The following is an 11,958-nucleotide window of genomic DNA, read 5'->3' on the forward strand; positions in this document are numbered from 1 at the left end:
CTCCCTAGCGGAGGCCGCCGGCCATTTTCACGCTCTCCGGCAAGTTTCGCAACCATAGCATGGCGGCGGCCCCCAGAACCGGCCCGGGAACCAGGAGCAGGAAGGCCCAGCGCCAGCCGCCGATGAAATCGGCGAAGCGCGGCGTCAGCCAGATGGCGAGCACCGTCAGCGCGAAACCGGCGCCCAGTTGCACCGAAAGCGCCGTACCCACGAAGCGGCGGTCGGCAAGTTCGGTGACGGCAGTGGAGAACTGCGCCGAATCGCCGACCACCGAGATGCCCCAGACGATGGCGACCAGCATGAACAGCCAGAGCGGTCCGGTGAACAGAAAGCCCATCAGCAGCGCGCAGCTTCCCGAGACGATCATCATGCCGGCGGTGGTGGCGGTGCGGCCGACGCGGTCCGACAGATAGCCTCCGAGCAGACATCCCAGAATGCCGGACGCGACGACGAGGAAGGTCGAAATCGAAGCGGCGGCTGTTCCGATCGCCTGCGTCTCGAAGGCGGCGCGGGTATAGGCAAGCAGCCATGCCCACATGGCGTAGAGTTCCCACATGTGGCCGAGATAGCCAAGATTGGCCAGCAGCAGCGGCTTTTGGCGAAACACCTGGCCGATGCGCGAGGGTTCGAACACCGCCTTGCCGAAGGGATAGGGCCCTTCCTTGGCGAAGAGCAGGAAAAGCAGCGCGCCCGCCGCTGTCGCGGCGCTGGCGGTGGCGACCACGGGATGCCAGTCGAGCGCGGTCGAGACGGCGCGGAAGAGGTGCGGCAGCGCCGAGCCGACGGTGAGCGCGCCGATGACCGCGCCGAGCGCCAGCCCCCTGTCGCGTGTGAACCAGGTGGCGACCAGCTTCAGCGCCGGCGGATAGACCCCGGCAAGCGCGGCGCCGGTGACGATACGCGCGGCGATTATGCCGCTAGGCCCCGGATGAAGCAGCAAGGTCGCGTTGGCTAAAGCGGCGACAAGCGCCGCCGCCGCCATCAGCCGGCTCAGCCGCACAAGGTCCGGCAGATTGACGAGGCTCGCCGCCAGCGCGCCAATCACGAAACCGACCTGGACGCCATTGGTCAGCCAGGCTTCGGCGCTCGCGCCGAGCGCCAGTTCCTGCTTCAATTCGGGAAGGATGGCGGTCGCAGAGAACCAGGTGGTCAATGACAGGACGACCGCGAGACAAAGCAGCGACAGCACGCGCCAGCGCTCGGCGTCGGCCGCCATGCCAAGCCGGCCGTCGCTGACCGTGCTCATGCGCCTTGCAGCGGAACGGTGAAGACTGTGGCCGTGCCGGTGAGGCAAAACTCGCCCTGGCCATTGCGCACGCTGGTCTCGATCTTGCAGATCGGCTTGTCGGGGCGCACTTCCTTGACCTCCACACGACCGGTGATTTCTTCGTCAACGCCGACGGCCTTGACGAACTTCCACGCGACTTCGAGGAACACGGTTCCAGGCCCGGGCAGATCCTCCGCGACCAGGGCGTTGAGGATGCCGGAGGTGACGCCGCCCTGGACGATCAGCTTGCCGAACACCGACTTCTCGGCCAGCGCGCGGTCGTAATGCAGCGGATTGCGATCGCCGGTGATGTCGGTGAAAGCCTCGATGTCGCTCATCTTCGTGCGCCGCGTACGCTCGGCGAAGGCACCGACCTGCGGACGACCCTTCACGACACCCACCCAACCATCTTTCGTCTCGGTGCTCATTGCGGCTTCTCCTCTGCTCCGGGTTCGACTGGTTTGAAGGCCGGCAGGACGCGGCCGCCGATGGCGGTCGGCGCAAGAAGCAGCATGTCCCCGACTTGTAGCGGCCGTGTGCCGGGCAGGACGAAGCTCAGCATCGTCGGGCCTTCGGGCAGTTCGACCAGGCCGACCACATAGGGTGCCGCCTGCAGCCAGCCGGGATGGCCGGGCTTATGCACCTCGGAAAAGGATTTGAGCCGTCCCCTGCCCGACGCATCCTTCCAGATCAGCCGCTTGCTCCAGCAGTGGGGGCAGATCGGGCGCGGATAGAAGATGGCCTTGCCGCACTCCTCGCAGTGCTGGATGGTCAGCCGCCCATCGGCGGCGGCGTCCCAGAACGGCCTGGTCAGCGCGGTGACCGTCGGGCCGGCGGTCTTGAGCGTGTTCAAATCGATCGGCATCAGGCGGCTCCCAGCACGAGCGCGGTCGCTTCGCTCATCGTCGCGCCGTTGCCGGTGACCAGTGCCAGCCTGGCCTTGCCGATCTGGCGTTCGCCCGCCTCTCCGCGCAACTGGCGCACCGCCTCGACGATATGGGTCATGCCGCCGGCAAGGTCGGGCTGGCCGAAGCCGAGCTGGCCGCCATGCGTGTTGAGCGGCTTGTCGCCCTTATGCGAAAGGTCGTGGTCGTTGAGCCACGCGCCGAACTGGCCCGGCGCGCAAAGGCCGGCATCCTCGATCGTGGCCGCGACCATGATCGTGTAGCAGTCGTAGAGCGACAGAAGATCCATCTCATCGGCCCGCGTGCCGGATTGTTGGAAGGCCCGCGCCATGGCGCTCTTCAGCGGGCCGGAGGTGAGGCTCGGCGCCTGGCTCACGGCACGATGCGTCACCTTCTCGCCGGCGCCGAGCAGATTGACGGGCGGTTTGCACAACGACCGCGCGCGTTCGGCGGAGGTGACGACGACCGCTTCGCCGCCGGCGACCGGCATGACGATTTCGAGGAGATGCAGCGGCGAGGCGATCATCGGCGAGGCCAGCACCGCTTCGACATCGGCCGGCTTGCCATAGAAGATGGCGTCGGGATTGAGCTGCGCGTTGGCGCGCGCCGCCGCGGCGATCATGGCGAAGTCGCGCGCGGTCGAGCCGTATGCCGCCACATGCGCCTGCATCAGCAGCGCGTAGGAGATGTTGGCGCCGGAGGCGCCGAAGGGCACGTCGAACTCGCGGATCGGGTTGCGGTTGGGCGAGCGGGGCGCAACCTCCTCGCGGTTGTTGGCGAGCACGCACAGCACCGCCTCGCACATGCCGGCCTCGATCGCTGCGGCCGCGCGCCAGACCATGCCGGCGCCGGACGCGCCGCCGAGATCGACGACATTGGCCATGGTCGGCGCGAGACCCAGATATTCGGCAATGGTCGCCGGGACATGCTGCGGCGTCTCGCCGACCTGCGGTCCGACCAGCAGCCCGTCGATCGCCGCCGGCTCCAAGCCGGCGTCGAATACCGCAAGGCGCGAGACTTCCGCGATCATCTCCAGTGTGGTCACACCTTGCGTCAGGCGCTGCGGCTTCAACTCGCCAACGCCGACGATCGCTCCCTTGGCCCGGCTCATGCCGCCTTGCTCCGGTCGAGCGCTCGGTATTCGTCCAGGCATGCCGGATTGGCGAGCGAGGCCATGTTCTTGACTGGCTTGCCCTCGAGCGTCGTGCGGGCAGCGCCCTCGACGCGCTTGCCGTTCAGCGTGTAGGGCACGGCCTGCACCGCATGGATCCGATGCGGCACGTGGCGCGGCGAGGCGCCTTCACGGATCGCGCGACGGATTTGCGCGGCAAGCTCGGGGCTCAGCGCATAACCGTCCTTGAGCTTGACGCAGAGCACGATCTCTTCGTCGCCCTCGACCGGCGCCCCGAAAACAAGGCAATCCTCGATCTCGGTAAAGTTCTCGCAGGCGGCGTAGATCTCGGCGGTGCCGATGCGCACGCCGCCGGGCTTCAGCGTCGTATCCGAGCGGCCGTGGATGACGCACGAGCCGTAAGCGGTCATCTCGGCGACGTCGCCATGCGTCCAGATTTCCGGGCGGGCGGCGAAGTAGGTGGCGTGATAGCGCTCGTCGCCATCCTTGCCCCAGAAGGTCAGCGGCATGGACGGGAACGGCTCGGTGCAGACGAGATCGCCCTGACGGCCGATGACCGGCGCATTGCGGTCGTCCATCACCGCCACGGCAAGGCCGAGCCCCTTTACGGTCAGCTCGCCGCGCCGAACGGCATGGATCGGCGATTCCAGCAGGAAACAGCCTACGATCTCCGTACCCCCGGAGATGGAAGCGAAGATCATGTCGCGCTTCACATGCTCATAGACCCAGTCGAACTGTCCGGGCGAAACCGGCGCGCCGGCCGAAAGCAGCGAGCGCAGCGACGACAGATCGTGCAGGCGCCCCGGCGCGTAGCCTTCGGCGGCGAGCGTGGCCAGATATTTCGGGCTGGTGCCGAAATGCGTGACGCGAGCGCGCTCGGCCATTGTCCAGAGCGGGCTGGGATCGAGGCCATCTGCCGATTTCAGGATCGGCGCGCCGTCATAGAGCACCACGGTCGCACCGCAGGCGAGGCCCGAGATCAGCCAGTGATACATCATCCAGGCGGTGTTCGTGTACCAGCTCATCACGTCGCCCGGGCGGACGTCGCCATGCAGCAAATGTTCTTTCAGATGCTGCAGCAGCACGCCGCCGGCGCGATGGACGATCGCTTTCGGCGCGCCGGTCGTTCCGGACGTGTAGAGCACATAGGCCGGATGGTCGAAGGGCACGCGCTCGAAGGAGAGTGGCGCGTCGCCGCCGAAATCGCCGAAAGAAACACAAACCGCCGCGCAATCCGGCTTGGGGCCCGGTTCGCCGGTCAGCACCAGCGTCGTCACCGTCGGCATCGCGGCGACGATCTCGGCCAGCCTGGCGGAGATGTCATGCTCCTTGCCCGCATAGCGGTAGCGCGGCGCGGCGAACAGCACCTTGGGTCCAATCTGGCCGAGGCGGTCGACGATCGCGGCGGCGCCGAAATCCGGCGAGCAGGACGACCAGACCGCGCCGATGGAGAGCGTCGCAAGAAGCGCTGCGAGGCCCTCGACGCGATTGGGCAGGATACCGCCGACGCAATCGCCTTTGCCGATGCCGGCCGCGCGCAGGCCATGCGCCGTCCTGGCGACGAGCCGGTGCAATTCGCCGAGCGTGACTGTGCGGAAATGACCGGTCTCATCGGCTTCGATAAGAGCTGCCCTGCCCGGCTCGCCGCGCAACAGATTTTCCGCAAGATTAAGCTTTGCTTCCGGCAGGAAGCGACTCTTGGTCATCGGCGCATTGTCGTCGCGCAGGAAGGCGTTCGAGCCCGGATCACCGATGACCTCGCCGAAATCCCACACCGCGCGCCAGAAGGCGCCGGGGTCGCCGATCGACCAGCGATGCAGCGTCTCGTAGTCATGCGGATCGAAGCCGTTGGCCATCGAAAAGCGCGCAAGGTTGGACGATTGGAACGCGGCCGGCGCCGGCGTCCAAAGCACGGATGACATGGATTTCCTCCCGCAATGCAGGCCGGGCTCGATGCCGCGACCTTGCCTGCCGATGCATTTCATGATTATTGGTTATAACCAGAATGTCAAGCCGCGATCGCAGGTCGGCAATCGGCATTTGAGGAGGACTGGAATGGACGCCGTTTATATCGTTGCCGCCAAGCGGACGCCGATCGGCAAGTTGAACGGCGCGTTCGCCGGCCTAGCGGCGGCAGAGCTAGGAGCGCAACTTGTCCAGACGATGCTCGCGCAAACGCGGCTCGCGCCCGACGCCGTCAGCGAGGTGATCATTGGCCAGGTGCTGACCGGAGGCGCCGGGCAGAACCCGGCGCGGCAGGCCGCGCTCAAGGCTGGCCTTCCGGTCAGCGTTCCCGCCATGACCGTCAACAAGGTGTGCGGCGCCGGGCAGAAGTCGATCCATCTCGCCGCGCAGGCCATCCGCTGCGGCGACGCCGATTGCGTGATCGCCGGCGGGCAGGATTCGATGACTTCCGCGCCGCATGTCATTCACGGCGTCCGCGGCGGCATCCGCATGGGCGAGCGCACCGTCAAGGATTCCATGATCACCGACGGGCTGTGGGATGCCTTCCATCAGGTGCATATGGGCGTAACCGCCGAAGCGCTGGCGCGGCGCTACCAGATCACCCGCGAGGAACAGGACCGTTTCGCGTTGCGCTCGCAGGAGAAGGCGGACGCCGCTACCCGGGCCGGGCGGTTCGACGACGAGATCGTCCCAATCTCGATAAAGACCAAACAGGGCGATCTCATCATCGAGCGTGACGAGCATCCCAATCCCTCCACCACCATGGAAGGCCTCGGCCGGCTGAAACCGGTCTTCGATGCGGCGGGAACGATCACCGCCGGCAACTCCTCCGGTCTCAACGACGGCGCCGCGGCGGTGCTGGTGATGTCTGGGGCGCGGATGGAGGAACTCCGCGGCCTGACGCCCCTCGCCCGCATCGCCTCCTACGCTTCCGCCGGCGTCGAGCCGATGGATATGGGCCTCGGCCCCGTCGCGGCCTCGCGCCGCGCGCTCGACAAGGCAGGCTGGCGCGCGTCCGACCTCGACGTCATGGAGATCAACGAAGCCTTCGCCGCGCAGGCCATCGCCGTCAATCGCGAGATGGGCTGGAACGAGGACATCATCAACATGAGCGGCGGCGCCATCGCGCTTGGACATCCGCTGGCCGGCTCCGGCTGCCGCATCGTGGTGACGCTGTTGCATGAGATGGTCCGCCGCGATGCGCGGAAGGGCCTCGCCTCGCTCTGCATCGGCGGCGGCCAAGGTGTCGCGATCTGCCTGGAGCGATGAGTTCAGGGCGATCATCGCGGCCGCGCTAAATGCGGCTCTCCGACCTCGTGTTCATCACCCGTCCCGACGCTCACAGCGGCCCCTTTCCAACAATTGATGTGGATCAAGGTCGCTGCAACCGGTCTCTGTTTTGGTCGCGCGAGCTTGGCAACCTGAACGGAGTTCCCCTGACATGGACGGCATTACCTTAAGCGCCGAACAGATCGGCGCCTGGCGGCGGGAGATTGCCTCGGCAAGGCTCCTTCCCTTCCCCGCTTCGGGGCCGCTGTCTCCGGCGCCGGTCCATCTCGAGGGGGCGCTTTTGGCGCCGGCCGATGCTGACGGGTCGCGCAAAACCGGAGGCCGGCTATGAAGGCTTCCCCGCGATGGCTGATCCTCGGCGCCCTGATCGCCTTCGGAGCAGCCGGCTACTACGCGTGGCAGCGCTCCAAGGACGGACAGTTGCCGGAAGGCATCGCCAGCGGTAACGGCCGCATCGAGGCGGTCGAAATCGACGTCTCGACGAAGGCGGCGGGGCGGATCAAGGAAATCGTTGTCGGCGAAGGCGATTTCGTCAAGGCGGGCCAGGTGCTTGCCCGCATGGACACAGCGCAGCTCGAGGCGCAGCGCCGTCAGGCGGAGGCGCAGCTTCAGCGCGCCACCATCGGGGTCGAGACCGCGGGCAGCCTGGTGACGCAGCGCGAGGCTGAAAGGACGGCGGCCGGCGCCGTCGTCGCGCAGCGCGAAGCCGAGCTCGACGCCGCCGAGCGGACCTTGGCGCGCTCCCAACAGCTCGCGGTCAACAACACCGTTTCCCAGCAGGTTCTGGATAACGACCGCGCGGCCGAGCAGAGCACGAAGGCCGCCGTCGCCGCGGCGCAGGCCCAGCTTGCCGCCAGCGAGGCGGCCATCAACGCCGCGCGGGCGCAGGTGGTCGATGCCAAGGCCGCGGTCGATGCGGCCCAGGCCGCGATCGAAAGCATCGACGCCGATATCGGCGACGCCACGCTGGCGTCGCCGCGCGACGGGCGCATCCAGTTCCGCGTGGCGGAACCTGGAGAGGTGCTGGCGGGCGGCGGGCGCGTGCTCAACCTCGTCGACCTCGGCGATGTCTACATGACCTTCTTCCTGTCGACCGCGCAGGCGGGACGCGTCGCGATCGGCTCCGATGTGCGCCTCGTGCTCGACGCGGCGCCGCAATACATCATCCCCGCCAAGGTGACCTTCGTCGCGGACGTCGCGCAGTTCACGCCCAAGACGGTCGAAACGGAGGAGGAGCGCCTGAAGCTCATGTTCCGGATCAAGGCGCACATCGCACCGGAGCTGCTCCGCAAATATATCCAGCAGGTGAAGACCGGCCTGCCCGGCGTGGCCTATGTGCGGCTCGATCCGCAGGCCGAATGGCCAGCGAGCCTCAAGGGAAAGCTCGTGCAATGAATGCGCGGCCGGACGCCGGCGTGGCCCTTCCGTCAGGCTGCGTGGCGCGGCTGGAGAATGTCGGCCACGCTTACGGAAAGGTCCGGGCTCTCGATGCCATAACGCTCGATTTCCCGGCCGGCCGCATGGTCGGCCTGATCGGGCCGGACGGCGTCGGCAAATCCAGCCTGCTTTCCCTGATTGCCGGAGCACGGACGATCCAGCAGGGGCATGTCGAGGTGCTGGGCGGCGACATGGCCGATCTCGGCCACCGGCAGAGCGCCTACCCCAGGATCGCCTATATGCCGCAAGGCTTGGGCAAGAACCTCTATCCGACGCTGTCGGTCTTCGACAACATCGATTTCTTCGGCCGCCTGTTCGGGCATGATCGGCGCGAGCGCGAGCGCCGCATCGGCGAGCTCCTGAAGCGAACCGGGCTGGCGCCTTTCGCCGACCGGCAGGCCGGCAAGCTTTCGGGCGGCATGAAGCAGAAGCTCGGCCTGTGCTGCGCCCTCATCCACGATCCAGACCTCCTGATCCTGGACGAGCCGACCACCGGCGTCGACCCGTTGTCGCGCCGCCAGTTCTGGGAACTGATCGGCGAGATCCGCAAGGGTCGCGAGGGCATGAGCGTCATCATCGCCACGGCCTATATGGAGGAGGCCGCGCGCTTCGACTGGCTGGTGGCCATGGACGCGGGCCGCGTGCTCGCCTCCGGAACCCCGGCCGACCTACTCGAAAGAACCGGCGCACCCGATCTGGACGCCACCTTCATAGCCCTTCTCCCGCCGGAGAAGCGGGACAGCCACGAGGCTGTGGTGATTCCTCCGCGGCCCGCCGGCGCCGACGGCGAACCCGCCATCGAGGCCGAGCACCTCACCATGCGCTTCAGTGATTTCACCGCCGTCGACGACGTGAGCTTCCGCATCGGCCGCGGCGAGATCTTCGGTTTCCTCGGATCGAACGGCTGCGGCAAGACGACCACGATGAAGATGCTGACCGGGCTGCTCGAGCCGTCCGAGGGCAAGGCACGGCTGTTCGGGCGCGAGATCGATCCCCGCCACATCGAGGTGCGGCGGCGCGTCGGCTACATGTCGCAAGGGTTCTCGCTCTACTCGGAGCTGACGGTCCGACAGAATCTCGAGCTCCACGCCCGCCTCTTCGGCATGGCCGATGCCGCGGTCCCGCCCCGGGTCGAGGAGGTCGCGCAGCAATTCGGCCTCGCCGACAGTGTCGACACGTTGCCTGAAGCGCTCCCGCTCGGCATTCGCCAGCGGCTGTCGCTGGCTGTGGCGATGATCCATTCTCCGGAGATACTGATCCTCGACGAGCCGACCTCCGGCGTCGACCCGGTCGCCCGTGACGGGTTCTGGCGGATCCTTGCCGATCTCTCCCGCAAGCGGAACGTGACGATCTTCGTGTCCACGCACTTCATGAACGAGGCGGAACGCTGCGATCGCATCTCGCTCATGCATGCCGGCAGGGTCCTGGTCAGCGACACGCCTGCCGCGATCGTCAAAAGCCGGTCGGCGGCAACGCTGGAGGAAGCCTTCGTCGGATATCTCGAGGAGGCGACAGGCACGCAGGCCGAAACTGCCGGGACAAGGCCGGTCCCGGAAGTCCCGGAGGCGCCGGCCAGTCGCCCCGGAAGGAGCGGCACAGGCCGTTCCTTCGATTTGCGCCGCATGTTCGCCTACACGCGGCGGGAGGCGCTTGAGCTCCTGCGCGATCCGATCCGGGCCACGCTGGCGACCGTCGGCAGCCTCATCCTGATGTTCGTGGTCGGCTACGGCATCAACATGGACGTCGAGAACCTCTCCTTCGCCGTCCTCGATCGCGACGGCACGACGATCAGCCGGGACTATGTGCTGCAGATCGCGGGCTCGCGCTATTTCACCGAGAAGGCGCCGATCACCGACTATGCCGATCTCGACCGGCGCATGGAGAACGGGGAGCTCAGCCTCGCGATCGAAATCCCGCCCGGCTTCGGACGCGACGTTGCGCGCGGCCGCCACGTCACGGTCGGCGCCTGGATCGACGGCGCCATGCCGACACGGGCGGAAACCGTGCAAGGCTACGTTTCGGGAATGCATGCCGGCTGGCTGACGCAGAAGGCGCGTGAACTCTATGGCGACGCCGCCACCGCCAGCGCCTTCCAGCTCGACATCCGCTATCGCTACAATCCCGACGTCCGCAGTCTCGATGCCATCGTTCCGGCGGTTATCCCGATGCTTCTGCTGCTGATCCCGGCGATGCTGGCCGTGCTCAGCGTGGTGCGGGAGAAGGAGCTCGGCTCCATCATCAATTTCTACGTCACGCCCGTCACTCGGCTGGAGTTCCTGATCGGCAAGCAAATTCCCTATGTCGCCCTCGCGATGCTCAACTTCGGGCTTTTGACGGGCTTCGCCATCTTCCTCTTCGGCGTGCCGCTGACCGGCAGCCTCCCGGCTTTCGCCGCCGCCGCCCTTCTCTATGTCACAGCCACGACGGCAATGGGGCTTTTCCTGTCGACCTTCATGAGCAGCCAGATCGCGGCAATCTTCGGAACCGCGCTGATCACCATGATCCCGGCCACCCAATATTCTGGCATGATCGACCCGGTGTCGTCGCTCCAGGGCGTGGGCGCATTCATCGGCCGGATCTATCCAACCACCTATTTCGTGACGATCTCGCGCGGCGTCTTTTCCAAGGCACTCAGCTTTGCCGACCTGTCCGGCGCGTTCGTGCCGCTACTCGTCGCCATTCCGGTGCTGCTCGGCCTTGGAGCGGCGTTCTTGAAAAAACAGGCCCGGTGATGCGCATCGCCAACATATACAATCTCGGCATAAAGGAACTGCGCGGTCTCATGCGGGACCCGATGATGCTTGTGCTGATCGTCTATGCCTTCACCGCCGCCATCTACACCGCCTCGAAGGCGATGCCCGAGACGCTCAATCACGCTCCGATCGCCATCGTCGACGAGGATCAGTCGCCGGTCTCGTCGCGTATCGTCACGGCATTTTATCCGCCCTACTTCACCGCGCCGTTGCTTATCTCCCAGCCAGAGATGGACAGCCGCATGGATTCAGGCACGGATACTTTCGCGCTGGATATTCCGCCGAACTTCCAGCGCGATCTCCTGGCCGGCCGTTCGCCAACGGTTCAGCTCAACATCGACGCCACCCGGATGTCGCAGGCCTTTACCGGCGGAGGCTATATCCAGTCGATCGTTTCCGGGGAAGTGAACGAATTCCTCGACCACTACCGTTCCAAAGCCTCCCTGCCCGTCGACCTCGACCTGCGGGCGCGCTTCAACCCCGAACTCAACAAGGGCTGGTTCGGCGCCATCACCGATGCGATCTCCTCCATCACCATGCTGTCGATCGTGCTCACCGGCGCAGCGCTGATACGCGAGCGCGAGCACGGCACGATCGAGCATCTGCTGGTGATGCCTGTCACTCCGTTCGAGATCATGACGAGCAAGATCTGGTCGATGAGCATCGTTGTGCTTGCAGCATCCGGCCTCGCCCTCGTCTTCGTCATCCAGGGACTTCTGTCGGTCCCCATCAATGGATCGATCACGCTGTTCATGGTGGGCGCGGCCCTCGACATAGTCGCCATGACCTGCCTGGGGATCTTCCTCGCCACGGTCGCCGGGTCCATGCCGCAATTCGGTCTGCTGCTGATGATGGTGCTGCTGCCCCTGCAGGTGCTGTCCGGCGGCGTCACGCCGCGCGAGAGCATGCCGATCGCCATCCAGGCCATCATGTTCGCAGCGCCCAACACGCATTTCGTCATGCTGGCACAGGCGGTGCTGTTCCGCGGCGCGGGCCTTGGTGTCGTGTGGCCGCAGCTCGCGGCGCTGCTGGTCATCAGCGCGCTCCTGTTTGCCTTCTCGCTCCGCCGCTTCCGACAGTTCCTGAAATAGGACCGGCCCGGGCGAAAGCGGCTCGACGTGGGCAAGCCATCGCCGTCAGCCCATCCTTCGAGCTATGCAGGCCATGCCATCATCAGCGGGTGCGCGCCTGAGGTTGGGCGCAGGAACA

General features: G+C 66.4%; 10 protein-coding genes. 5 read left to right on the top strand and 5 right to left on the bottom strand.

Features of this window, described 5'->3' with window-relative positions; all coding sequences use genetic code 11:
* Window positions 1-4: 4 nt before the first annotated feature.
* Genes DPM35_RS04465 through DPM35_RS04485 form a run of 5 tightly spaced genes read right to left on the bottom strand, consistent with a single transcriptional unit; the run spans window position 5 to window position 5,226 of the window.
* Window positions 5-1,246 (bottom strand): MFS transporter, encoded by a 1,242-nt coding sequence (locus tag DPM35_RS04465; protein WP_112126069.1) that lies wholly within the window; start codon window positions 1,244-1,246, stop codon window positions 5-7.
* Window positions 1,243-1,695 (bottom strand): MaoC family dehydratase, encoded by a 453-nt coding sequence (locus DPM35_RS04470; protein ID WP_112126070.1) that lies wholly within the window; start codon window positions 1,693-1,695, stop codon window positions 1,243-1,245. The genes DPM35_RS04465 and DPM35_RS04470 overlap by 4 nt, the downstream gene beginning before the upstream one ends.
* Complete coding sequence (locus DPM35_RS04475; protein ID WP_112126071.1) at window positions 1,692-2,132, bottom strand: Zn-ribbon domain-containing OB-fold protein; 441 nt, start codon at window positions 2,130-2,132, stop codon at window positions 1,692-1,694. Before DPM35_RS04475 ends, DPM35_RS04470 begins: the two co-directional genes overlap by 4 nt.
* Window positions 2,132-3,283, bottom strand: coding sequence for a thiolase family protein (locus tag DPM35_RS04480; RefSeq protein ID WP_112126072.1), 1,152 nt, complete (start codon window positions 3,281-3,283; stop codon window positions 2,132-2,134). Before DPM35_RS04480 ends, DPM35_RS04475 begins: the two co-directional genes overlap by 1 nt.
* Window positions 3,280-5,226 (bottom strand): acetoacetate--CoA ligase, encoded by a 1,947-nt coding sequence (locus tag DPM35_RS04485; protein WP_112126248.1) that lies wholly within the window; start codon window positions 5,224-5,226, stop codon window positions 3,280-3,282. The genes DPM35_RS04480 and DPM35_RS04485 overlap by 4 nt, the downstream gene beginning before the upstream one ends.
* 133 nt (window positions 5,227-5,359) lie before the next feature.
* Between DPM35_RS04485 and DPM35_RS04490 the strand changes: the two genes are divergently transcribed.
* The 5 genes from DPM35_RS04490 to DPM35_RS04510 all read left to right on the top strand — a co-directional run bounded on the left by DPM35_RS04490 (window position 5,360) and on the right by DPM35_RS04510 (window position 11,840).
* Complete coding sequence (locus tag DPM35_RS04490) at window positions 5,360-6,538, top strand: acetyl-CoA C-acetyltransferase (protein WP_112126073.1); 1,179 nt, start codon at window positions 5,360-5,362, stop codon at window positions 6,536-6,538.
* Between the two features lie 172 nt (window positions 6,539-6,710).
* The gene (locus tag DPM35_RS04495; RefSeq protein WP_112126074.1) at window positions 6,711-6,890 is read left to right on the top strand and encodes a hypothetical protein; all 180 of its coding nucleotides are present in this window, start codon (window positions 6,711-6,713) and stop codon (window positions 6,888-6,890) included.
* The gene (locus DPM35_RS04500) at window positions 6,887-7,954 is read left to right on the top strand and encodes an HlyD family secretion protein (RefSeq protein WP_112126075.1); all 1,068 of its coding nucleotides are present in this window, start codon (window positions 6,887-6,889) and stop codon (window positions 7,952-7,954) included. Before DPM35_RS04495 ends, DPM35_RS04500 begins: the two co-directional genes overlap by 4 nt.
* Entirely contained in the window at window positions 7,951-10,728 is a 2,778-nt protein-coding gene (rbbA, locus tag DPM35_RS04505; protein WP_245431423.1) for a ribosome-associated ATPase/putative transporter RbbA, read from the top strand. The genes DPM35_RS04500 and rbbA overlap by 4 nt, the downstream gene beginning before the upstream one ends.
* Entirely contained in the window at window positions 10,728-11,840 is a 1,113-nt protein-coding gene (locus DPM35_RS04510) for an ABC transporter permease (protein ID WP_112126077.1), read from the top strand. Before rbbA ends, DPM35_RS04510 begins: the two co-directional genes overlap by 1 nt.
* Window positions 11,841-11,958: the final 118 nt, after the last annotated feature.

The sequence above is a fragment of the Mesorhizobium atlanticum genome (assembly GCF_003289965.1).
Classification (GTDB): Bacteria; Pseudomonadota; Alphaproteobacteria; order Rhizobiales; family Rhizobiaceae; genus Mesorhizobium; species Mesorhizobium atlanticum.

What these genes read in the sequence shown, in the direction of transcription:
- DPM35_RS04480 (WP_112126072.1), bottom strand. Translation starts at nt 3,283, where the DNA reads ATGAGCCGGGCCAAGGGAGCGATCGTCGGCGTTGGCGAGTTGAAGCCG.
- DPM35_RS04500 (WP_112126075.1), top strand. Translation starts at nt 6,887, where the DNA reads ATGAAGGCTTCCCCGCGATGGCTGATCCTCGGCGCCCTGATCGCCTTC.
- DPM35_RS04485 (WP_112126248.1), bottom strand. Translation starts at nt 5,226, where the DNA reads ATGTCATCCGTGCTTTGGACGCCGGCGCCGGCCGCGTTCCAATCGTCC.
- DPM35_RS04465 (WP_112126069.1), bottom strand. Translation starts at nt 1,246, where the DNA reads ATGAGCACGGTCAGCGACGGCCGGCTTGGCATGGCGGCCGACGCCGAG.
- DPM35_RS04470 (WP_112126070.1), bottom strand. Translation starts at nt 1,695, where the DNA reads ATGAGCACCGAGACGAAAGATGGTTGGGTGGGTGTCGTGAAGGGTCGT.
- DPM35_RS04495 (WP_112126074.1), top strand. Translation starts at nt 6,711, where the DNA reads ATGGACGGCATTACCTTAAGCGCCGAACAGATCGGCGCCTGGCGGCGG.
- DPM35_RS04475 (WP_112126071.1), bottom strand. Translation starts at nt 2,132, where the DNA reads ATGCCGATCGATTTGAACACGCTCAAGACCGCCGGCCCGACGGTCACC.
- DPM35_RS04490 (WP_112126073.1), top strand. Translation starts at nt 5,360, where the DNA reads ATGGACGCCGTTTATATCGTTGCCGCCAAGCGGACGCCGATCGGCAAG.
- rbbA (WP_245431423.1), top strand. Translation starts at nt 7,951, where the DNA reads ATGAATGCGCGGCCGGACGCCGGCGTGGCCCTTCCGTCAGGCTGCGTG.
- DPM35_RS04510 (WP_112126077.1), top strand. Translation starts at nt 10,728, where the DNA reads ATGCGCATCGCCAACATATACAATCTCGGCATAAAGGAACTGCGCGGT.